This window comes from Azospirillum sp. B510 (genome assembly GCF_000010725.1).
Classification (GTDB): Bacteria; Pseudomonadota; Alphaproteobacteria; order Azospirillales; family Azospirillaceae; genus Azospirillum; species Azospirillum lipoferum_B.
The window spans coordinates 595,684-618,208 of the sequence record NC_013855.1 but is presented as its reverse complement, the minus strand read 5'-3'; the positions used below and the strand labels follow the sequence as shown (position 1 = coordinate 618,208).

Sequence of the window (22,525 nt, the reverse complement as noted above, 5' to 3'; positions counted from 1 at the left end):
TGGACTGTCTTGCGCCCGATGAGGATCATGGTGTCTCTTGCGTCGCCCGTTGGTCAATTGGTGGAGCCTTCGCGTCAGAAGGTTCCCAAGGGAGAGCCCCGGTTGGTCGATTTCCCGACGAAATCCCTCGACGGTGGCGGGCCGGCCAAACCGACGGTGCGGCGTCCGCGCCTGCGGGTTCTTCCCGACCTGCGGCAGGAGGAGCCGGCGGAATGCGCGGCCGTGGTTCTGGCGCTGGCTCTGTGGTGGTTCGGACGCCGGGAATCGGTGGCCCGGCTGCGCCGGCTCTGCCAGGTGTCGCGGCACGGGGCCTCCGCCCTCGATCTGGCCCGCGCGGCGGAAAGCTGCGGTCTGACCGTGCTGCCAGTGCGGGTTTCGGCGGCCGGCGCCCTGGCTTTGCCGCCGCCGGTGGTGGCGCTCGTCGAGGACTCGCACTTCGTCCTGATCACCAGGGCCAGCCATTGCGGCGTCTCCATCGCCGATCCGGCCACCGGTCCGCGCCGGCTCGACCGTGAGGAATTTTCCCGCCTTTTCTCCGGCGTGGCGCTCGCCCTGACGCCCGGCCCGGAATTCCGCCCTGGTGGAGAGCCCGTCTGGCGGTTCGATGCCACGCTGTGGAAACGTCACGCCCTGTTCATCGCGGCCACCGTCCCATTTCAGGCGGGAGCGGTCGTTCTGACCGCCTTGTCCCTGTCGGGGGCGGCCGCCGACGACGGCACCCTGCTGAAAGCGGCGGGAGGCGCGGCGGTGCTTTGGGGCGTCGCCGGCGGCTTGGACGGTCTGCTCGGGGACCGATGGCAACGGCGCGACGCGGTCCGGCTCGGCGCCACCCGGCTGGGCCGCCGTCTTGCCATGGCGGTGGAGACATGGTCACGCCATCATCCGGCCGCCCTTGCCGCGGGCATCGGCGAAGCGTCGTCCGAGTCCGCGGAGGCGATCGCCGACACCCGCCGGACAGGCCGGCTCGCCCTGGCCTGCTTCGGCGTGCTCCTGACCGCCCTCCAGACCCCCGCGCCCGATGGGCCGGCGCTCGCCGGGTTGGCGGCGGCGGTGCTGTCTGGAGGGGCACTGATCCGTCATGCCATCGCCCTGGCGGCGGCGCCCCACCGCAACGGCAAGGCGGCGGCGGAGCGCGACCACCGGCAGCTTCTGCTCAATGCGCTTCCCCGGCTCGGCATCGATGGAGCCGGGCAGGCGGAACGCCTGCTCGACCGCGTCGCCACGCTCGCCGTGACGGCCGACCGGCACGCAGGGGCGGCGTGGCGCTGGGAGACCGCCGGACGATGTCTGACCGTCGCACTGGCCGGCGCGGGGACATTGGCAGGTTTGGCGCTGGGAGCGGTTCCGACCGCGGGGTTGCCGGCATTCCTGGCCGCCCTGCCCTTGCTGGCCGGCTGGCTGATCGAACCGCCCCGGCGCCGGCGCTTCCGGCCTGCCGATGCGACGCCGGAAGCGCCGCAGGAGGGGCCAACCGATACCAACGCCCCGCGATGGGGCGTCCTGTCCGTCGAGAGCCTGTCCTACGCCCGTCCCGGCAGCGGCTTCACAATGCAGGACATCGATCTGAGGATGGCGGGCGGCGAGCGGATCGCGCTGGTCGGAGCGTCGGGCAGCGGCAAGACCACGTTCCTCGAACTGCTCGCCGGATTGCTAGCGCCGACCGAAGGTCACGTGACTCTGGATGGCTCGCCGGTTCCGGATCTGCCGATCGAGCGCCGCGCCGGCCTGATCGGTTATGTGGCCCAGGACATCCGCTTCCTCGACGCCTCGGTCCGCAGCAATCTGGCCGGTCTGGACGACGGGGTTCCCGAAGACAGCCTGACCGACGCCGCGCAGCGGGTCGGCGTGCATGAACGGATCGCCCGCCGCCGCACCGGCTACCAGACGTCTTTGGCCAGGGACGGCGATTGCTTCAGCGCGGGTGAGCGCACCCTGCTCGATCTTGCCCGCGTTCTCGCTCTCCGCCCCACCCTGCTCCTGCTGGACCAACCGACCGCGACCCTCGCTTCGGCGACCGCGCGGACGGCTTGGGAGGCCGTGCTCGCTTGCGGGGCCAGCGTGGTCGTATCGACGCACAGCCCGGAGGTTGCCGCGGACTGCGACCGCTGCGTTCTGCTCGACCGGGGACGGATCACCGCGATCGGTCCACACGAGGAGCTGATACGGACCGTGCCGCTCTATCGCACGCTGATGGGGCAAGGATGACGCGGCCATGATGCAATTGGACCTGACGGCCGGCCGCGCATTGTGGATGGTTCGGCAGTGCGCTGATCTCTCCGCCGGAATTCCCGTCGGTAACCGCAAGGTTCGGGTGCCGCTGGGCCGCATCGCCTGTGGGATTATGCCATCGGTGGACGGGACGACCCTCGCACCGGGGGTGGAACTGACGGCCCGCCTCGCCGGGGGCTCGCCCGACCCTGTCCGGCTCGTCGGCACGGAAGCGGCGGCGGCCCTTACCCCCGAGGCGGCGGACGGATGGGCGACGGCGTTCGGCAGCGCCCTGGCCGCGCTGGTGACGATGGCGCCGCGTGCCGACAAGGCGCTGGCGCCGGGCCAAAGGCGCAGATTGGAGGCCCCGGACGTTCTGGTCAGCCGCCGCGGGGTATGCTGGCTGGAGCCCGACATCCCCGGATTGGCGGGGTTCGGTGTCGGGATGGCGCGCGGCCCGCTGGCGATCACGCCCGACGCCTGGGCGCAGGCGACGGTCGGTGGAACGGCGAGAGCTGCCGCCGCCCGTTTCCTCTGGGCGAACGGGGCGCTCCTGGACGCGCTGCTGGCGACCCAGGAGGCCTGGGTGGCCGCCCTGCCGATGCTGGCGGCCTTGGCGGAGGTGGACCGGCATCAGGCCGAGCGCAACCGGCGGACACGCGCCGATGTTCTGCTGCGGGCGGCCGAACGGCAGGCACTGGCTCTGCCCTTGCCGGCCACGCCCCCTTCGGGCGACGAGCCGGCCTTGACGGTCATGGCGGCCATCGCCCATCGGCTGGGGCTGCCCCTGAAAGCACCGCAACGGCGGCGGCGGAGCATCTCCGATCAACCCTACACGCCATGGGAGGTGGCGGCCGCGTCGCATTTCCGAATGCGACGGGTGGCCAAGGGAGAACGGCTCCGTCCTTCCGGCAAGGCTCCTCTGGTGGCGATCCACGATGGCATGCCCCGTCTGGTCACGCGGATGCGCGACATGCCGGCGGATGACGGCGTCCTGCTGGTTCCCGTCCGTCCGCTCCCCGGCGTGCAAGCGACGCCGCTCGCCCTGCTGCGCGCCGGGACGAAGGGCGGGGTGGCGCTGCGGCTGGCTCTGCTCGACCGCCTGTTGCGCCTGCCGACGGCGCGGCTTCAGGCTCACGACGGCGACCGCTGGGTCGGCTGGATGAAAAGGCTGGAAGGGCTGGGCGGACAGCCGGCCGTCGCCGGCGCTCTCGGCGTCGCCGCGATACTGCTGGCGGCCAGTCTCGCCACGCTCGCCGCTCTGGTCGGCTGGCGGGCCGCCATGCTGACCGTCGGGTTGGCGGCGTTGACGGCGCCGCGCTGGCGGCGGGCGGCGCAAACGGGCCTGCCGGGGAAGGATGACGGAGATGACCTCGCCGTCGACGATCCCGCCACCCTGGCCATGCTGGAGCGGCTGCCGAAAATCCAGACGATGGCCGCGGCACCCTGGCTGCTGCTGACATGGTATCGGAACCGCCAGGGTGGGCACGGCCTCGGTGCCCTGCCCTGCCCGACCTTGCGCAACGCCGCGTCCGCCGCGGCGCTGGGGGCGGCTCCACTGCTCGGCGCGGCGCTGGCCGGCGGGCCGGGCGCCTGGACCGGAGCCGGCGCGATGACGCTCGGCACCCTGACCGGAGGCATGGTGTTGGGGCATGGGCTGGCGATGGCCGGGGCCCTGCGGCGCGACACGGTGCCCGGTGTTCCCGGAGGCGTGTTCGACCTCGACGGAAAAGGGCCGCCGGAATACTGCGATCCCGGTGGCCTGACCGGTCACGTCGCGGTAGTCGATCTGGCGGCAAGGCTGGTTGACGAGGAACGCTGGCTGTTCACCGGCCTGTCACTGACCGTGGCACCCGGCGAGTTCATCGCTCTTGCCGGTCCGCCCGGATGCGGCAAGAGCACCCTGCTGGCTCTGCTGCGCGGCCTGCGCCGCCCAACCGCCGGCGCGGTGTTTCTCGACGGCCATGATCTGAGCACCCTGGACCCGGCGATCCTCGCCCGCGACATCGCGGTCGTCGGACAGCGTGACCGGCTCCGCCCCAGCACGATCCGCAACATGCTGACCGGCCAGCGTGCCGTCGACGACGACGCCTTGTGGAGCGGGCTGAAAGCGGTGGGCATGCGCGACACGATCGCCGCGCTGCCCGCCGGCCTCGACACGCGGCTGGCGCTTGGTCACGGCGCACTCTCTCATGGGGAGGCGCAAAGGCTGCTGTTGGCGCGCGCCTTCCTGGCTCCGGCAGCCATCCTGCTGCTGGACGAACCGACATCGATGCTGGACGCCGCCGCCGAAGCGATAGTGGCTGAAACACTGCGCCGCCTGCCGGTAACCCGGATCGTCGCGACCCATCGGCCGGCATTGATCCGGGCGGCGGACCGGATCATCGACCTCGGCGCGCATTCCTCAAGAATGGCATGAGGTGGTCCTGCCGGTATCGCCCGCGTGGCCGTATGAACGCAGCGGTCGGAAGCCTTCCGACCACATATCAGACGAACTCATCCAGCGCGGCATCCCACCGGATCACAATGGGGTGGGTGAAGAACAGGCTGCTGCCGTCCAGCAGGACGAGACAGCCCTCGATATCGGGGGAACCGGCGATCTCCACCTGATTGGAACCCGCCTGCCGCTGAACACCCGCGATGAGACGAAGCACCCACGCGCCCTCGGAGGACGGGCCGACACGCCCCAGATCCACCTCCTTGACGGAGAAGGCGGCATGCAGGGATCCGGCACCATGCGAAAACCGCAGTCTTCCCTCCTCCCCCTCCACCGGCCGGACACCGGTCTCCGGCGACCGGCCGGCGCCATCGGCGCGTCCGCTCCCCGAGAGCGGCGAAGGCGACGCATCGGCCTCGTCCAACCCGGCGGTCGGGTCATAATCGTCGGGTGACGGACTGAAACCGCCTAGGGCAACGCCAAGTTCAGCCTCGTCCATCCGGGTCATCTGACGAAACGCTTCGCGCACGCTGCCCATGGCACGGGCCAGGGGACCGCGTGCCGAATCCGCCGCGATGGCGTCGAAGATACGGGTGGTCGCTTCCGGGCTTGGTTCGCATTGCTGGATGGCATCCGCCAGATCGAGAAATTCCACATCCAGACGGATCGCTTCGATCAGAAGCACACGCGCGCGGTGATGCTGGGCCAAAGCCCACAACAACCGCAGCCGTTCCTCCCGGTTCAAATCACCGTCGATGAGCCTGTCGATGCCTGCAGCAAGTTCATCAGACATGCTTCACGCTCCGTCCACGTCCGCCGACGAACCGTCCAACATCGGTTGGATGTGGGGTTGGATGCCCGGACGGGAAACATCTCACCTTCCTCATTTCGTGGCCTCGGCATCGGAGAAAGTTCCCGCCAATCGAAGACGCAGATGGGCCCGGGCGCGGGAAACCCGGCTGCGCACCGTGCCCACCGGAATCCCCAGGATCTGGGCGGCATCCTGATAGGAAACCCCTTCCATGCAGACAAGAACAAGCACCTCACGCATCTCGCGGTCCAGCAGCAAAAGCTCGCGATCGAGGAATTTGATGGTTGAACGCCGTTCGGCCGCCGCCGCCGGGGTGTCGACACTGCTTTCGACGCTGTCCAGAACCTCGTCGGATACGAACTCGTACCTTTTGTTCAGCGATCGGGTCGAAAAATTCCGGATGAGATTCATGGCGATTCCAAACAGCCAGGTCGTCGCGCTGGCCTCGCCGCGGAAATTGTGAAGCGACCGCCAAGCCTCGATGAATGTCTGCTGCGCGATGTCCTCCGCATCGCTGGGGTTTTTTATGTGTTTACGGATGAAATGGAACAGGCGGCGATGCTGTGCCAGGATCAATGTTCGGAATTCATGTTCGTCCATGGCACGGCTCTCCTGTTGAAAGGAGCGGGGTGTGGAGGGGATGCGGCATATTTCCGGCATGAGCGCCCCTTCCGGAAACGGCAGCGCGCGCGACGGATCCGCGCTGCGCGGCAGCCGGCTGAATTCGAGCGGTGCCAGGCGGGAATAACCGACCATTTCGCTTTCCAAGCCAATCGCGCATGGTTGCTCTGGCCCTATGCTCTTTGCGATTGCAGCATTTTCTTTCCTCTTTGGAATTGTCTCCAGAACTCGCAGTCATGGCGCTACGGCAACTTCCAGTTTCTTAAATTTCGAGGAGAATTTGTTTGGCTGATCGACTTGTCTTCTGCGCCAGGCAGCGTAACAATGCTTCCGATCGTGGATCTGATCGAAAATGCTTTATCGTTGAATAATACGATCGAATGTGCGAACCGTTATCCTAAAGGATCATCGGTGCAGTTTCTTCAAAGCCGTGTGGAGGGGTTGGGTATGGTCATGGCCCCGGACGAAGACGGTCCCCCCTTGCCGGATCCGCCGGCGCAAGATGGTCCGTTGCATGAATCCCTGGAGTTCCCAACGCCGCCGGCCGGTTCCCCACTGTCAGGGCGTCGAACCGTTTTTCCGCCCCGGATGCTGTCGGATCCGACCGTTCTGAGAGCTTTGCGTTTCATCGAGAACAACCGGACTGGCCCGCTGACGGTCACGGCCATCGCGGAACAGGCGGGAGTGAGCCTGCACCATTTCCAGCGCCGCTTCGCGGCCGTGATGGGTGAGACGATCGGCAACCATATCCGGCGTCTGCGGCTGGAGGGCGCGGCCACCCGGTTGATGTTCAGTCCCGAAACGATCCTGTCGATCGCCGTTTCGTCCGGCTATGGCAGTGCCGAGGCCTTCGCCCATGCCTTCCAACGCCAATTCCAAGTGTCTCCCACCGATTACCGGGCGCAGGCGAGGGCCGCGATCCCGCCGGTGGGACAGGAGGATCACGAGCGTGCCCTTGCCGTCTCGACCGGCTGGCGGGAAAGCACGGACCTGCTGGTGGTGCGCTTCTACGGTTCCCACGCGGGAGTTGCCGACTATTGGAGGCTTTTCGCGCAACAACTCGCGGCGGCCGGTCTCGACCCCCACGCGCAGCGGGCCGTCGGCATGTCCCTCGACAATCCCAAGATCACGGAGCGCGGATTTATCCGCTACGACTGCGCGATCGAGGCGCCGCGTGTCTTGCCGGCGCCACTCAAACAGGCACCGTTCTGGCGCATGACGCTTGCGCCGACGCGGGTGGCGAGGCTACGTCACGAGGAGTCCTATGACTCCGTCTTTTCCGCCTACCGGGCTCTGACCGGGGCCTGGCTCCCGTCGAGACAGGAACAGTTTGGCGAGGGTCCGGCGCTGGAACGTTACGATTTTCCCCCTTACACCATGCCGTCGGGCAGACCGGTCCCGATCACCATCGAACTCACCATCGTTTGACGCCGCGCCGTCGGCGCGCTGATCCGGCCCCGCTTCCTCACGGATCCCATCCCTCACAGTTCCCAATTCCTCACAGGTCGATGTGATCCGGAACCTGGAGATTGGGCGGAAGGCCGATCGGCGACGGGGAGATGCGCAAGGGCGCGGCAGCCTGGGAAGGAAAGAGAACCCTTGCATGCTCCCGCGCCGTCCGGGAGCGTTGGACGGTGCGGAGACGCTCCCGATTCCGGAGACCGCTCAGCTCTTGGCGATCTCGCCCAGCACATCCTTGGCGAGGCTGCGGATGTGCCGTTCCATGGCGGCCCTGGCCTCAGCCGGATCTCCGGTTTCCAGCGCGGCGATGACGTCGAGATGCTCGTCGCAGTCGGGACGGATGCGCGACGGCAGGCCGGACAGCTCGAACAGGCGCGTCGTCACCCGCAGGTCGCGGATGATCTGCGCCAGCACCGCGTTGCCGGACGCCTCGGCGATCAGGGTGTGCAGTTCCTCGTCGGCGGCCCAATGGTCCTCGAAACGGATCTTGGGCTCGTCGCGCAGCCGCAGCATCTCGGCCTTCATCCCCTGTAGCCGGACCGGATCGATCCGCGACGCGGCGGCGGCGATGGCCTCCCCCTCCAGGATCTCGCGCAGGCGCATGCTCTGGAAATATTCGCGGTTGGAGACCTCGCGCACCCGGTAGGGACGGTTGAACTCTTTACGGATCAGCCCTTCGCTCGCCAGACGCACCAGCGCCTCGCGGATCGGCGTGCGCGAAATGCTGAGCGCCGTGGCCAGCCGGTCTTCGACGATCACCTCGCCGCTGGGGATGCGGCGGTCGAGAATCATCCCCAGGATGGTGCGATAGGCCATGCCCGCCAGATTCACGCCGGCGACGGCCGGCGTCGCGGCTTTCGGGTCTTCCGCTTTTGGAGCGTCCATGTCCATGCTCATACCAAATCCTGCCACCTGACGCTGATCTTTCCCTAACAAAGCAGACGAACCGTCGTCCTGCAAAGATTCTGATCGGCCTGACCGGCGGGATGGGGGGTGAGGCCGCGCCCGGGCAAGGATCAGTGCTGCAAAATCTTGGCGAGGAACTGGGCGGCGCGCTCCGACCGCTGGGTCTCGAAGAACTCGGTCTTGCCGCAGTCTTCGATGATGCTGCCATGGTCCATGAAGATCACCCGGTGGGCGACCTTGCGGGCGAAGCCCATCTCGTGGGTGACGCAAACCATCGTCATGCCCTCGTTCGCCAACTCGACCATCACGTCGAGCACCTCGTTGATCATCTCGGGATCGAGCGCCGAGGTCGGTTCGTCGAACAGGATGGCGATGGGATCCATCGCCAGGGCGCGGGCGATGGCGACGCGCTGCTGCTGGCCGCCGGACAGTTGGCCGGGGAACTTGTGGGCCTGGGTGGCCAGCCCGACCCGCGCCAGCAGCGCCTCGCCCTTGGCCTCGGCCTCTTCCGTCCGCCGGCCCAGAACCTTGCGCTGCGACAGGGTCAGGTTCTGCATGATGGTCAAATGGGGGAACAGCTCGAAATTCTGGAACACCATGCCGACGCGGGCGCGCAACGCCGACATGTCGGTGCCCCGCGCGCCGACCTCGATGCCGTCCACCCGGATGCGGCCCGACTGGAAGGGCTCCAGCCCGTTGACACACTTGATCAGCGTCGACTTGCCCGATCCGGAGGGGCCGCAGACCACCACCACCTCGCCCTTCCGCACGGTGGCCGTGCAGTCCTTCAGAACCTGGAAGGTGCCGTAGCTCTTGCTGACATTCTCGATGGCGATCATGAGGAATTCTCTTGGCGATGGGCGGCGCCGCTGCGGCGTCCGGCCGTGGATGAGGGACGTTGGACGGATGAGGGCGCTCAGCCGAACCGGTCGATCAGGAAGGGCGTCGGGTCGATGTCGGTGCGGCCGTCGAGCAGCAGGTCGGCGGTCATGCGGGCGACGACCGGCGCCAGGGTGAAGCCGTTCGAGGTCACCGTGTTGAAGAAGCCCGGCAGTCCCGGCACCGGGCCGAGGATCGGCGCGCCGTCGATGTTGATGTTCATCGCCGCCCAGGCACGGACCACATGCAGCCCGGCGATCTGCGGCAGCACATGGCGGGCGACCCACAGATTGCCCTCGATGCTGGAGCGCGACACCATGTTGAAACGGCGAGCCGGGTCGAAGACGGCGGTCCAGGCGCCGCCGATGATCAGCCCGCCGGTGACCGCCTGCTTCAGGCTGAGATGGCGGTCGGCATGGGCGACGAGCTGGCTGACCAGCTTGGGCGCCGGCTCGGTCACGATCATCTGCAACGGCGCGCTGTGCACCGGCACGTCGATGCCGACCAGCCGCCCGGTCTCGCGCGCCCATGGGCCGCTGGCGTTGACGATCCGCCCGGCGCGGATGCGGCAGCGCGAGGTCTCCACCCGCCAGCCGCCGCCCTCCACCGCGGGGACCGCGGCGATGCCCGTGACGTTGACCCCGCGCAGGAAACGGGCGCCCTGGCGGCGCGCCTGCTCCAGAACGGCGTAGGTCGCGCGCAACGGATTGATCTTGCCCTCCTGCGGCGCGTATTCGGCGCCGATCAACTCCTCCGACAGGGCGGGAGCGAGGCGGCGCAGTTCGGCGGCGTCGACGATGGCGTTCTCGACGCCGTATTGCCGCTCCAGCGCCGCTTTGGCCCGCAGGAACTCCATGCCGGCCGGGCTGTCGGCCACCATCAGGCCGCCGGTGACGGCCAGTTCGAAATCGGCATCGCAGGCTCGCTCCAGCTCCCGCCACAGCGCGACGGAGCGCGGGCCGAGCGTCAGCGTCGCCGCCGCCGGTCCGCCGCCCGCCTCGGCCCTGGCCCCGAAGTCGAAGGAGAGGAGCTGGACGTGCAGGCTGCCGGCATTCGCCCCGGAGGCCTGGAGGTTGACGTCGCCGCGCTCCACCACCAGCACGTCGCGACCGGCCTGGGTCAGATAATAGGCGAGGCAGGAGCCGACCACGCCGCCGCCGACGATCAGGATCTCGGCCTCCTGGTCGGGCAGCGGTCCGTCCTCCAGCGGGCGGGCGAGGTTGGGAGTGATGGCGCGTTGGTGGCCTCCCCATTCCGGTTTCTCGAAGGCGAAGGCCCCGGCCGGCGTCGGTTTGGCCGGCAGGCGCGGGGCGAGATACTGGTCGGCGGTCCGCAACCGGCCGGTGGCCTGCTCCAGCAGCAGGGCGGCGGTCGCGGCGCAGTACCGGCCCTGGCAGCGGCCCATGCCGAGCCGGGTGGTGCGCTTCAGCGCCGCCAGACTGTCATGACCGGCGGCGATCTCGGCACGGACCCGACCGAAGGTGACCTCCTCGCAGCGGCACAGCATCGCCTCGTCGGGCACGGCGTCGAGCCGAACCGGCGGCGCGCGGTAGATCGACCAGAGCGCCGCCTGGAAATCCTCGGCCCGCCGCAGATCGTCCAGCGCCCGCCGGCCTTCCCCCGGATCGCTGTCGGGCAGGCCAAGCTGGGCGGCGGCGGCGATCCCGGCCAGCGTTCCGCGCGCCTGCGCAACCTTCGACCCGCCGAGATCGACGCCGTCGCCGACCGCGAAGACTCCCGGCAGGCTGGTCGCCCCGTCCACCGCGGTCTCGGTGGCGAGATAGCCGAGATGGCGATCGACCAGCCGGTGAGCGCAGCCGAGCGCGCGGGCGATCTCGGTCGAGGGGATGAAGCCGTAGCCCAGGCACAGCGCATCGGCGGCGACGGTGAGGGACTCATCCAGCCGGGGAGCGCCGTCGGCGTCGAGCGGGGCGTGGCGCACATGCTCCAGCCGGCCGTCCCCCTCGGCCGAGATGATGCCGTGTCCCCACAGCACCGGCACCCCGGCGCGCCGCAGCCTCAGCAGAGTGCGGGCGCCGTCGCCGATCAGGCCGGGGGCGGCGCGCAGCGCGGCCAGCATCTGCCGCCATTGGACGGGTGACGGACGCGGCGCGCTTTCCAGCACGGCGGCCACCTCGACGCCGCCCTCCACCAGTTCGCAGGCCAGTTGCAGGTTGAGCGGGCCGTTGCCGGCGATCACCACCCGGCGGCCGGGCGCCACGCGATAGGCGCGCGCCAGGGTCTGGCCGGCACCGGTCGTCATCACACCGGGCAGCGTCCAGCCCGCGAAGGGCGCCGGCCGCTCATAGGCGCCGCCGGCGAGCACCAGCCGGCGCGGCCGGTAGACGATCTCGCGCCCGGCGACGACCGCGACGACCTCGTCGGGGGCATGGGCGCCATGCTGGCTCATCTGCGCAACCTCCAGAACGACGCCCGCCGCGCCATCGCCGCCGAGGCCAATCCGGCCGGCTATTTCCTTTGACCCCGGCCGATGCCGGGACCGCCCCTTGAAGGAGCAAGGAGAGTTTCATGCCGCAGTTCGATACCGTGATCCGCCATGGCACGCTGGCCACCGCCTCCGAAATGTTCGCCGCCGACCTCGGCGTGATCGGTGGCCGCATCGCCGCCATCGGCACCGGGCTGGGGCCGGGTGCCCGCGAGATCGACGCGGCCGGCAAGCTGGTGCTGCCCGGCGGCGTCGACGGTCATTGCCACCTCGACCAGCCGACCAGCGACGGCTCGCAGTCGGCCGACGATTTCGAGACCGGCACGCGTTCCGCGGCCTGTGGCGGCACCACGACGGTGATTCCCTTCGCCTGCCAGTTCAAGGGCCAGTCGCTGCGCGACGCGGTGACCGACTATCACCGCAGGGCCGACGGCAAGGCGGTGATCGACTACGCCTTCCACCTCATCGTCAGCGACCCGACCGACCAGCTTCTCGGCCAGGATCTGCCGGCGCTGATCCATGACGGCTACACGTCGTTCAAGATCTACATGACCTACGACGACATGAAGCTGAACGACCGGCAGGTGCTGGAACTGCTCAGCGTCGCCCGGCGCGACGGCGCCATGGCGATGATCCATGCCGAGAACGCCGACTTCATCGGCTGGCTTACCGACAAGCTGCTGGCCGCCGGTCATAGCGCGCCGCGCCATCACGCCGATTCCCGGCCGATGCTGGTCGAACGCGAGGCGACCCACCGCGCCATCGCCATGGCCGAGCTGGCCGACGTGCCGATCCTGATCGTCCATGTCTCGGGCCGCGAAGCCATCGAGCAGATCCATTGGGCGCAGGGCCGCGGCATGCGCATCTACGCCGAGACCTGTCCGCAATACATGGTGCTGACCGAGCATGACCTGCACGGCCACGGCATGGAGGGGGCGAAGTGCATCTGCTCCCCGCCGCCGCGCGACAAGGCCAACCAGGCGGTGATCTGGGACGCTCTGGCCGGCGGAATTTTCCACATCGTGTCGTCCGACCATGCGCCCTTCCGCTACCAGGACCCCAAGGGCAAGATGCTGCACGGCGCGAACACGCCCTTCAACTGGATCCCCAACGGCGTGCCGGGCATCGAGACGCGGTTGCCGATCCTGTTCTCCGAAGGGGTGAAGAAGGGCCGCATCAGCCTACAGCGCTTCGTCGAACTGTCGTCGACCAACCCCGCCAAGATGTATGGCCTGCACCCGCGCAAGGGTAGCCTCGCCATCGGTGCCGACGCCGACATCGTGATCTACGACCCCGACCGCAAGGTGACCATCACCAACGCCCTGCTGCATCACAATGTCGACTACACGCCCTATGAGGGGCTGGAGGTGACCGGCTGGCCGGAGACGGTACTGTCGCGCGGCGAGGTGGTGGTGGAGAAGGGCGCCTGCGTGGCCCGGCCCGGCCGCGGCGCCTTCCTGCGTTGCGACACGCCGGATCTGGCGCGGCCGAAGGTCGTCACCGGTTGAAACGACCTGTCCCCCACCCCGAACCCGAGACGCAAGGATCACACAGCATGGACGCCCTGACCATCACCGCCGGCCCTTTCACCTTCGGCGCCCGTTTCGAGACGGCCGCCGCCCCGAAGACCTGCGCCAAGTTCCGCAGCCTGCTGCCCTATGAGGGACAGATCGTCCATGTCCGCTGGAGCGGCGAAGGCGTGTGGATCCCGCTGGGCGAAACCGATTTCGGCCTTGGCTACGAGAACCACACCAGCCACCCGGCGCCGGGCCAGTTCATCCTCTATCCCGGCGGCATCAGCGAGACCGAGATCCTGCTGGCCTATGGCGGCGTCCAGTTCTCGAGCAAGATGGGCCAACTCGCCGGCAACCACTTCATCACCATCACCGAGGGGCTGGAGAATCTGGCGGAACTCGGCAAGCGCACCCTATGGCAGGGCGCGCAGCCCATCCGCTTCGACCTGGCCCGCTGATGCCGAGGAGGCGGCCACTCCAGCCCCTCCACCGGGGTTAACGGAATGACGGCCAGGTTCCGTTGATCGGCCACAACAGCTTTGCTCAGCGGAGCCATGTCCGTCATGACGGGTCGTCTTTTCCGGACTGATCAAGGCGGCGCGCGCCTTCGGTCTCCGCCGCCGGCACATCGTCCGCCACGTCATCCCGCCCGAGGCGCCCCCCGGCCTGATCGGTGGCATGACGGTCTGGGTGATCGCGATGATCAACGCCTCGGCGATGGCGGGCGCGGTCGGCGGCGCCGGGGGCTTGGATAAGCGGAAACAGGCAAGTCGCGTCACTCATGGCTTCAATGGCCAACACATTGGCTTGCAGGCGATTCAGGGCCGGTTCGGGCAAACTGCGCGCGGCGTTCGAACGGAACTTCGCGATCACCGCCGCCTCATCCATTGGACGCTCCCGACAACCGAGCGGATGAGACAGCCGCGGCCCCTCGAACCAGCGCCCACGCGCCAGAACCCGCACCTGCCCGGCGGGCCGGCGCTTCTCCCCGCTCATCACCCCGTCGATCCCGTGATCGACGATCGCGGTCACACGGGCGGCCAGCGCGGCACGGGCATCATCGGCAAGCGCATCACGACCATACCAGTCCACAGGCGGCAGCTCCAACGCGACGCAGGCAAGACAGAAGGGCAGACTGAACTGCGCATCGACCATGTCGCGGGGAGCCGCATCCATGAAGTCGCGCGCCATGCCGGCCGAGGTCAGCACCTCGATCGCCTCGATCTCGCCGGCCGCCAGTCCATGGGCGCCGCGCAGGGTCTCGAAGGACTCCAGCGCCGTATGCATCCAGCGGCAGGCCGGATAGGGTTTGAAACTGGCATGGCGCGTCCACCAGATCTCTCCCAACCCGTCGCAGAGGATGTCCGGATCGAAACGGTCCGAGCCGATCATCCGCCAGAAGCCGGTCGGCCCGTCGAGCACATCCGTGGCGCCGACCAGACCCGCCTTGGCGTAGCCGACGGCCCGCAGGCCGGCCTCGGCGGCCGGAGCGTTGAAGTCCTTGAAGGAGACCAGCGGGCGGGATTCCCAATTGTAGCGCCGCAGACTGGGCAGCGGCGCCAGCGTGCCGGCGAAACCAAAGGCGTTGGCGAGATCGTCGGCGCCAAACCCGAGAAGGCGCCCATAGACGGCCGCCGCCGCCAGCGACTGGTGCTGGCAAACGCCGTACACCTGCCGGAACCGCTCATAGCTTGGCTGGATCGACAGGATGATCCTGGCGTTGATCTCATAGGCGGCGGCAAGCGCCGCGAGCAGCGCAGTCCCGTCGGCGCCGGACACCGCAATGCCGCTCAACGCGGCGGCGACCAGCGTCGCTCCCGGATGTCCCATCCCCTTGCCGTCGACCTCGAAGCCGTCGTCATGGTCGAGCGCGTTCATCGCCACGGAATTGACGAAGGCCGCCCCGGCCGGCGCGAGCGAGAGGCCGGTGCCCAGCACCGGGCAAGGGCCGTCGGCGCATTCAGCTCTTAGGGCGGCCAGCATGCGCCGGGTCAGGTCAGTGCCCGCACCGGCGAGTCCGCAACCGAGCGTGTCGAGCAGATGCAGCCTGATCTTGGCGACAATGTCGGGCGGGATGTCCGAAAGTCGCAGACCCGCCGCGAACCCGGCCAGGCGCCGCGTCAGCGAGGTCGGGGTCATGACGACCGCGTCAACGCTTCGTAGAGGGTGCAAAGCCGCTCGGTCACCGGCCGTCCGGCTCCGCCAAAGGGACGTCCGTCCAATCGCGATACCGGCGTGATGCCGCCGAAGGTGCCGGTGACGAAGGCCTCCTCGCTGGCATAGGCCTCGGCCAGGGTGAAATCGGCCTGCCGCAGCGGAATCCCGTGTGCCGCGCAAAGGTCGAGCACCTTCTGCCGGGTGATCCCGTTGAAGCAGTAGCGCCCGGTCGAGGTCAGCACCGTCCCGCCCGACACGAAGAACAGGTTGGTGGAGTTGCAACTCGACACGAAGCCGTGTGGGTCGAGCATCAGCGCCTCCTGCGCGCCGGCGGCGATAGCGGGAAGCAGGGCCTGGATGAGGTTGAGCCGGCTGTGCGAATTGAGCCGCATGTCGAACATGTCCGGCGGGCTGCAACGCACCGGCGTGGTGGCGAGCGCCAGCCCGTCGCGCTTCACCTGCGGGTCGGGCAGCTTGTGCTCGGCGACGATGGCGATGGTCGGGCGGCCCAGCGCGTTGCGCGGATCCTGATGGATGGTCGTCTTCTCGCCGCGCGTGACCATCAGGCGGATATGGACGCCGTCGGTCATGCCGTTGGCGTCGATGGTCTGTTGCAGCGCCTCGCGCACTCCATCGCGCGACAGGCCGATGTCGAGCGCGATGGCCTTCGCCCCCGCCTCCAGCCGCCCGAGATGATCGTCGAGGAAGACGAAGCGCCCATCGACATAGCGGATGCCTTCCCATACCCCGTCGCCCAGCCCGAAGCCGGCGTCGAAGATGGAAACGGTGGCTTGCGCGCGCGGAACCAGCCGGCCGTTCAGCCAGATCAGCACCCCGTCGTTGCGGTGGTCGTCCTGCGGCGTCTGCGCGCCTTTGCCGGTGAGTCGCATGGGAGAACCGTCAGAATCGGAAAGCGGTGAAACGGTCGAGGAAACGCCGCGTGCGTTCCTCGCGCGGGGATTTCAGCACCTGGTCGGGCGGGCCGTCCTCCAGGATGCGGCCTTCGTGCAGGAACAGGATGCGGGTGGCGAAGTGATAGGCGAAGCCCAGCTCATGCGTCACCAGCAGCATGGTCCGCCCGTCCTCCGACAGGTCGTTGATGACGCCGAGCACCTCCCCCACCAGCTCCGGATCGAGCGACGAGGTCGGCTCGTCGAACAGCAACACCTCCGGGTCCATCGCCAGGGCACGGGCGATGGCGACACGCTGCTGCTGGCCGCCGGACAGGCGGGCCGGATGGGCGTCGGCCTTCCCGCCGAGACCGACCCGCTCCAGATGCCGCTGCGCCGTCGCCCGCGCCTCTGCCTTCGAGCGGCCGAGCACCGACAGCGGCCCTTCCATCACATTCTCCAGCGCGGTCATGTGGGGGAACAGGTTGAACTGCTGGAAGACCATGCCGACACGCGCCCGCAGGCGGTTCAGCTCGGCCTCGCGATACCGGGTGCCGCCGTTGGCCGCCGGCCTGCCCACCGCCTCCCCGTCGAGGATCAGGCGGCCCCTGGTCGGCATCTCCAACACGTTCAGGCAGCGCAGGAGCGTGCTCTTGCCGGATCCGCTGGAACCGAGGATCGCGATGCGTTCGCCCCGGCGAACCGAAAGGTCGATGCCCTTCAGCACCTCGGTGGAGCCGAAGCTCTTGTGCAGGTCCTCGACCCGCAACACGACGTCGTCGGCCGTCGTCATGCCCGGCCCGCCGCGAAGCGCCGTTCCAGCGCATAGGATGCCAGCGTGAAGGGATAGATCAGCAGGAAATAGATCATGGCCACGACGGTGAAGGTTTCCATGGGAATGTAGTTCTGGCTGCTGAACAGCCGCGCCGTATACATCAGCTCATGCACGGTGATGATCGAGGCGACCGAGGTGTTCTTCGCGAGTTCGACCGCGCGGTTGGTGAAGGCCGGGACCATGCGCCGCACCGCCAGGGGCAGGATGATGCGGCGCAGCAGCCGCACCCGCCCCATGCCGAGCGCCCGGCCCGCCTCCCACTGCCCGGCCGGAACCGACTGGATGCCGCCGCGGTAGATCTCGGCGTAATAGGCCGAGGCGTTCAGGCTCAGGGCCAGCGCGGCGGCGGCGAAGGCCGGCAGCTGGATGCCGCTCAGCACCGGCAGCGCGTAGTAGAACCAGATGAGCTGGACCAGGACCGGCGTGTTGCGGAACAGCTCGACGAATCCGCGCGCCGGCCAGGCGACCCAGCGACGCGGCGAGATACGGGCGAGCCCCACGAGCAGGCCGCCGGACAGGCCGGCGGCAAGCGCCACCGCCCACAGCGCCAGCGTCAGGCCACAGGCTTCCAAAAGCAGGTCGATGTTGGCGAAGACCTCGCCGAACTGAAGCTCCGGCATCGTGATCGTCGGCATCGTCATCGCGCTCCCGCCCGGCGGCCGCGCGCCTCCAGCCACTCGGCGAGCTGGCTGGCGGAGAACAGGACGATGAAGAAAAGTCCGGCGACCACCGTGTAGACCTCAAGAGGGCGGTAGGTCTGGGTGACGATCACCATGGCGCTGTAGATCGTCTCGTGGAAAGCCAGCGCCGCGGCCAGCGTCGTGGTCTTCACCAGTTCGAAGCTGCGTTCGACGAAGGGCGCCGCCATCCGGCGGGCGGCCTGGGGCAGGATGATCCGCCGCATCAGCCGCGCCCGCCCCATGCCGAGCGCCCGGCCGGCCTCCCACTGGCCCCGTTCGACCGACAGGATGCCGCCACGGAACACCTCTGCGAAGAAGGCGGCGGACTGGATGCCCAGCGCCGCCAGGGCGGCGGCGAAAGGCGGCAGGGTCAGCCCGAACGCCATCGGCAGGCCGTAGAAGAACCAGAAGAAATGCACCAGCGGCGGGGTGTTGCGGTAGAATTCGGTGAAGGCCAGCGCCGGCCAGGACAGCGACCGCCGGCCCGACAGGCGCATCGCCGCCAGCACGCCGCCGATCGCCACGCCGGCCACTATGCCGCAGAACGACAACAGCAACGTCTGCCCCAGCCCGGCCAGCAGGATGTCGGCGTTGCGGGCGACGGCGAAGAAATCCCAGACATAGCCCATGAGGCGTTCCCGCGCTCCCGTTCCCGCGCTTGAAGGCCGCCCCCGGACCGGCCGGGGGCGGATGACCGGTTCAGCTGCGGGACCATTGCTCGCGCAAGAGCGCCGGAGCGTCCTTGGGGTCGATCCCGCGGAAGGCGAGGAACTCCTCGTAAATCTTCTGGATCCGGCCCGATTCATAAAGCGACTGGATGGCGACGCCAACCCAGTCGCGCCACGACTTGTCCACGTCGCGACGCACGCCGGCACTGGTCGAGGCGGCACGGATCGGGTCGGGCAACAGCACGGTTCCGCGCTTCACACGGCTGCGCAGCATGACCAGCGCCGGATGGAACAGCGAGACCGCGTCGACGCGGCCGGAGACGAAAGCGGCCCCCACCTCGTCGATGTTGGGAAAACGCTCCAGCTTCGCATTGGTCAGGCGGACGGTCAGTTCACGGTCCGGCGAGGTGCCGAGCACGACGCCGATGCGCACATCGGGCTTGTCGAGGTCGTTCCAGCTCTTCGCGGCCAGACCGTCGCGGGCCAGGACGCCCAGCGCATAGTAGAACATCGGCTGGACCGGGAAATCGACGGCGAGCGCACGCTGGGGAGTGGCGTCCATGGCGAACAGCACGTCGAACTGGCCCGCCTGGAGCCCGGCGACCGCGGTTCCCCAGGTCGTCTCGACGGCGACCGGCTTGACGCCAAGCTCCTCGGCCAGGGCGACACCGGCGCCCCAGCCGATGCCCTTCCATTCTCCCGACCGCTGGTCCTTGAAGAACCACGGCTCGCCGGGCGGCGCGCCGATCCGCAGTTCGCCACGGTTGCGAACCTGCTGGAGGGTATCGGCAGGCTGTTGAGCCGCCGCCGGCCCCGAGGCGGCCGCGACGAGCGAGGCCCCAGCCCCCGCGCCGGTCAGCATGATCGCACCGAGCGCACCGCGCCGCTGAATCCTGATTTCGTCCATGTGCTGCACTCCCTTTTTCCAAGTGTTATCAATGACATTGTTGTTTCGCAACATAAAACCGTATGTGTCTTGTCATTTTAGAAAATAAACAATTTTATATTGTTCTATTTGCCGCCGCGAAAGCGCCGGACCGTCAGGCAAGGTCGATGGCCGTGGCCCCTTCAGTTCTCCTTTGTCCGCGACCTTGTCGCCCCCTGAAGCAAGACAGTTCCCAAGCGATCTGAACTTTGAACGGGCAGCGCAGGCCATCGCCGCGCCGCAGCGGTCAGCCGGAACATCCCCATTATTAACCTTTATGAACTGTAATATTTTATTTATTTGTCGATCTTGACAGTAGATAAAAAGCCGCCTTACCTTTTGCCCGCCAGCGCGCAATCCAGCACCGGCGATCCGGCCCGCCAATCCGCCATTTCCCTCGAAAACCGGAGACCGACCTTGACCGCCCGCCTCTCCCGCCGCGCCGCCCTGACCGGCCTCGCCCTCGCCACGGCGGCCCTCGGCCTGCCGACTGTCCCCCGCGCTGCCGAAAAGGTCGGCGAAATCCGCCTCGACTACGCCTATTACAACCCGGTCAGCCTGATCCTGAAGGAAAAGGGCTTCCTGGAGGAGGAGCTGAAGAAGGACGGCATCGCGGTCCGCTGGGTGCTCAGCCTGGGCTCCAACAAGGCGCTGGAATTCCTCAACGCCGGCAGTCTCGATTTCGGTTCCACCGCCGGGGCGGCGGCGTTGATCGCGCGGATCAACGGCAACCCGATCAAGTCGGTCTACGTCTATTCCAAGCCGGAATGGACGGCGCTGGTCACCGGCCCGAACAGCCCGATCACTTCCGTCGCCGACCTGAAAGGCAAGCGGATCGCCGTCACCCGCGGCACCGATCCGCACATCTTCCTGGTTCGCGCCCTGGCCGAAGCCAAGTTGACCGACAAGGACGTGAAGCTGGTGCTGCTCCAGCATCAGGACGGCCGGCTGGCGCTGGAAAAGGGCGACGTCGATGCCTGGGCCGGGCTCGACCCGCTGATGGCGCAGGCCGAACTCGACAACGGCGCCAGACTGTTCCACCGCAACGCCGCCGCCAACAGTTGGGGCGTGCTGAATGTCCGAGAGAGCTTCGCCAAGGATCACCCGGAATTGGTCGGCCGCGTGCTGCGCGCCTACGAAAAGGCCCGCGCCCACGCGCTCGCCAACCCGCAGGAGCTGAAAGCCACCATCGCGGCCGCCGCCAAGCTGTCGGAGGCGGTGGCGACCCGCCAGCTCGAACGGACCGACCTCAGCCATTCTCTCATCGGCGAGGCACAGGCCGCGACCATCCTGGAGGCCGGGTTGGCCTTGCAGCAGGCCGGCGTCCTGGCGGCCGACGTCGATGTGAAGGCCAACGTCGCCGCGCTGATCGACCCGTCCTTCGCCAAAGCCGCCATCCCGTAAGGAGGATCGCCGGTGAGCCTTTCCGAACCGGCGATCGCCGCCGACACGGCCTTCCGGGCGGCGGGTCCGTCCGTGCGGGAAAAGCTGCGTCTTGAGCTGGACAAATGGCTGCTTGGACTGGCCTTGCCGCTGGCTCTGGCGCTCGGCTGGGAGTTGGCCGTCGCCAGGGGATGGGGCAACGGACGATTGTTGCCACCGCCCAGCCGTATCCTGTCCACCCTGTGGGTGCTGGCGAAATCGGGCGATCTGAGCGTCCATATCCTGGCCACGCTGGGGCGGGTCGGGCTCGGGTTCCTGTCCGGCGTGCTGGCGGGAACCCTGCTGGGGGCGCTGACCGGCTATCTGACGGTGGCGCGACGGCTGTTCGATCCCACCTTGCAGGCGCTGCGGGCGATCCCCTCCATCGCCTGGGTGCCGCTGTTCATCCTGTGGTTCGGCATCTTCGAGACATCGAAGATCATCCTGATCGCGGTCGGAGTCTTCTTCCCGATCTATCTGGCGCTGTCGGGCGCCATCCAGGGCGTGGATCGCAAGCTGGTCGAGGTCGGGCGCATCTTCCGCATGTCGGGGGTCGAGCTGGTGTGGCGCATCCTGCTGCCGGCGACCCTGCCCAGCTACCTGCTGGCGCTGCGGGCCGGGCTGGGGCTCGGCTGGATGTTCGTCGTCGCCGCCGAGTTCATGGGCGCCAGCGAGGGGCTGGGGTTTCTGCTGACCGATGGGCAGATGACCGGCCAGCCGCAGACCATTCTCGCGTCCATCCTCGCCTTCGCGGTGCTTGGCAAGCTGTCCGACGGGTTGCTGGCCGCCCTGTCGCGCCCCCTGCTGCGCTGGCAGGATTCCTTCAAGCCGGACGTCTGACGCCATGCTGCGCATCGATACCCTCAGCAAGCGCTATCCCAACGGCCTGCTGGCGCTCGACCGCCTGAGCCTGGAGGTGGCTCCCGGCGAAATCCTCGGCATCGTCGGCGGATCGGGCTGCGGCAAGAGCACGCTGCTGCGCCTGATCAGCGGCCTGGAACGGCCGAGCGGCGGATCGGTAAGGCTGAACGGCGAACCCGTCGAAGGCCCGCGCGACGAGATCGGCTTCGTCTTCCAGGAGCCGCGCCTGATGCCCTGGCTGTCGATCCGCGACAATGTCGGCTTCGGCATTCGCCACCTGCCGCGGGCGGAGCGGGAGGCCCGCGTGGACGAGGCCTTGCGCCGGGTCGGCCTCGGTGAGTTCGCCAAGGCCTGGCCGCGGGAGCTGTCCGGCGGCATGGCGCAGCGCGCGGCGTTGGCCCGCGCGCTGGTCGGCCGACCGTCGGTCCTGCTGCTCGACGAGCCCTTCTCGGCGCTCGACGCCCTGACACGCTATGATTTGCAGGATCATCTGCTCGACCTCTGGGGCTACGACCGTCCGACGATGATCCTGGTCACCCATGACATCGAAGAGGCGCTGGTGTTGTCCGACCGTGTGGTGGTGATGCGGCCGCGCCCCGGCCGGATCCTTGGCGTGACCCGACCGACCCTGGACCGCCCGCGCGAACGCACCGACCCGCTGTTCGAGGAGTGGAAGCACCGGCTGTTGCGCGACCTCGGCCGCGCCACCCGCCCGCACGGCAATGGCGACGAGGCGTTCCCAGCCGCCGCGATCTGATCGACCACGTCACCTCGGACGATTGATCGTCACGGGGAAGGGGACCA

The 22,525-nt window shown here is 68.3% G+C and carries 19 protein-coding genes and 2 pseudogenes; 9 read left to right on the top strand and 12 right to left on the bottom strand.

Features of this window, described 5'->3' with window-relative positions; translation table 11 throughout:
- The first annotated feature begins 102 nt into the window (after positions 1-102).
- Together AZL_RS18045 and AZL_RS18040 are read left to right on the top strand one after the other, a co-directional pair.
- Positions 103-2,205 (top strand): ATP-binding cassette domain-containing protein, encoded by a 2,103-nt coding sequence (locus AZL_RS18045; RefSeq protein ID WP_042444186.1) that lies wholly within the window; start codon positions 103-105, stop codon positions 2,203-2,205.
- A 136-nt stretch (positions 2,206-2,341) separates the two neighbouring features.
- Positions 2,342-4,627, top strand: coding sequence for an ATP-binding cassette domain-containing protein (locus AZL_RS18040; RefSeq protein ID WP_371304239.1), 2,286 nt, complete (start codon positions 2,342-2,344; stop codon positions 4,625-4,627).
- Positions 4,628-4,694: 67 nt separating this feature from the next.
- Here AZL_RS18040 and AZL_RS18035 read toward each other — a convergent pair whose 3' ends face one another.
- Both AZL_RS18035 and AZL_RS18030 read right to left on the bottom strand, forming a co-directional pair.
- Entirely contained in the window at positions 4,695-5,438 is a 744-nt protein-coding gene (locus AZL_RS18035; protein ID WP_012975924.1) for a hypothetical protein, read from the bottom strand.
- A gap of 90 nt (positions 5,439-5,528) precedes the next feature.
- Positions 5,529-6,212, bottom strand: coding sequence for an RNA polymerase sigma factor (locus AZL_RS18030; protein WP_012975923.1), 684 nt, complete (start codon positions 6,210-6,212; stop codon positions 5,529-5,531).
- 201 nt (positions 6,213-6,413) lie between these two features.
- Between AZL_RS18030 and AZL_RS18025 the strand changes: the two genes are divergently transcribed.
- Entirely contained in the window at positions 6,414-7,505 is a 1,092-nt protein-coding gene (locus AZL_RS18025) for an AraC family transcriptional regulator (RefSeq protein ID WP_158305991.1), read from the top strand.
- Between the two features lie 237 nt (positions 7,506-7,742).
- On the opposite strand, the gene AZL_RS18020 is transcribed toward AZL_RS18025, so the two are convergent.
- The 3 genes from AZL_RS18020 to AZL_RS18010 form a co-directional block, all read right to left on the bottom strand.
- Entirely contained in the window at positions 7,743-8,435 is a 693-nt protein-coding gene (locus AZL_RS18020) for a GntR family transcriptional regulator (protein WP_012975921.1), read from the bottom strand.
- A gap of 119 nt (positions 8,436-8,554) precedes the next feature.
- Complete coding sequence (locus AZL_RS18015) at positions 8,555-9,283, bottom strand: amino acid ABC transporter ATP-binding protein (RefSeq protein WP_012975920.1); 729 nt, start codon at positions 9,281-9,283, stop codon at positions 8,555-8,557.
- 77 nt (positions 9,284-9,360) lie between these two features.
- Positions 9,361-11,733, bottom strand: a complete 2,373-nt coding sequence (locus AZL_RS18010) for an FAD-dependent oxidoreductase (RefSeq protein WP_012975919.1) — start codon at positions 11,731-11,733, stop codon at positions 9,361-9,363.
- Positions 11,734-11,852: 119 nt separating this feature from the next.
- Here AZL_RS18010 and hydA point away from each other — a divergent pair, with 119 nt between their 5' ends.
- The 3 genes and pseudogenes from hydA to AZL_RS36360 form a co-directional block, all read left to right on the top strand.
- A complete protein-coding gene (gene hydA, locus AZL_RS18005; RefSeq protein WP_012975918.1) occupies positions 11,853-13,277 on the top strand; it encodes a dihydropyrimidinase in 1,425 nt (474 codons plus the stop codon).
- A 47-nt stretch (positions 13,278-13,324) separates the two neighbouring features.
- A complete protein-coding gene (locus tag AZL_RS18000; protein WP_012975917.1) occupies positions 13,325-13,741 on the top strand; it encodes a DUF3830 family protein in 417 nt (138 codons plus the stop codon).
- A 124-nt stretch (positions 13,742-13,865) separates the two neighbouring features.
- A pseudogene (locus tag AZL_RS36360) lies at positions 13,866-14,033 on the top strand (ABC transporter permease subunit); the annotation flags it as partial.
- A gap of 84 nt (positions 14,034-14,117) precedes the next feature.
- Here AZL_RS36360 and AZL_RS37035 read toward each other — a convergent pair.
- The 7 genes and pseudogenes from AZL_RS37035 to AZL_RS35620 all read right to left on the bottom strand — a co-directional run.
- Positions 14,118-15,422, bottom strand: a pseudogene (locus AZL_RS37035) (MmgE/PrpD family protein); the annotation flags it as partial.
- Positions 15,419-16,330, bottom strand: coding sequence for an aminotransferase class IV (locus tag AZL_RS17990; protein WP_012975915.1), 912 nt, complete (start codon positions 16,328-16,330; stop codon positions 15,419-15,421). The pseudogene AZL_RS37035 and the gene AZL_RS17990, both read right to left, overlap by 4 nt.
- A 10-nt stretch (positions 16,331-16,340) precedes the next feature.
- Complete coding sequence (locus AZL_RS17985; protein ID WP_012975914.1) at positions 16,341-17,123, bottom strand: amino acid ABC transporter ATP-binding protein; 783 nt, start codon at positions 17,121-17,123, stop codon at positions 16,341-16,343.
- Positions 17,120-17,800 (bottom strand): amino acid ABC transporter permease, encoded by a 681-nt coding sequence (locus tag AZL_RS17980; RefSeq protein WP_247894408.1) that lies wholly within the window; start codon positions 17,798-17,800, stop codon positions 17,120-17,122. Before AZL_RS17980 ends, AZL_RS17985 begins: the two co-directional genes overlap by 4 nt.
- Positions 17,801-17,802: 2 nt before the next feature.
- A complete protein-coding gene (locus AZL_RS17975; protein WP_012975912.1) occupies positions 17,803-18,474 on the bottom strand; it encodes an amino acid ABC transporter permease in 672 nt (223 codons plus the stop codon).
- Positions 18,475-18,544: 70 nt separating this feature from the next.
- Positions 18,545-19,420, bottom strand: coding sequence for a transporter substrate-binding domain-containing protein (locus AZL_RS17970; protein ID WP_247894407.1), 876 nt, complete (start codon positions 19,418-19,420; stop codon positions 18,545-18,547).
- A gap of 72 nt (positions 19,421-19,492) precedes the next feature.
- Complete coding sequence (locus AZL_RS35620; protein WP_148219468.1) at positions 19,493-19,822, bottom strand: hypothetical protein; 330 nt, start codon at positions 19,820-19,822, stop codon at positions 19,493-19,495.
- A gap of 33 nt (positions 19,823-19,855) precedes the next feature.
- Between AZL_RS35620 and AZL_RS17965 the strand changes: the two genes are divergently transcribed.
- From AZL_RS17965 to AZL_RS17955, 3 genes are all read left to right on the top strand, one after another.
- The gene (locus AZL_RS17965) at positions 19,856-20,842 is read left to right on the top strand and encodes an aliphatic sulfonate ABC transporter substrate-binding protein (RefSeq protein ID WP_012975910.1); all 987 of its coding nucleotides are present in this window, start codon (positions 19,856-19,858) and stop codon (positions 20,840-20,842) included.
- Between the two features lie 72 nt (positions 20,843-20,914).
- Positions 20,915-21,700: an ABC transporter permease gene (locus AZL_RS17960; RefSeq protein ID WP_042444572.1), complete on the top strand. Its 786-nt coding sequence runs from the start codon at positions 20,915-20,917 to the stop codon at positions 21,698-21,700.
- 4 nt (positions 21,701-21,704) lie between these two features.
- On the top strand, positions 21,705-22,478 hold the full coding sequence (locus AZL_RS17955) for an ABC transporter ATP-binding protein (RefSeq protein WP_012975908.1): 774 nt from the start codon (positions 21,705-21,707) through the stop codon (positions 22,476-22,478).
- The last annotated feature ends 47 nt before the right edge of the window (positions 22,479-22,525 follow it).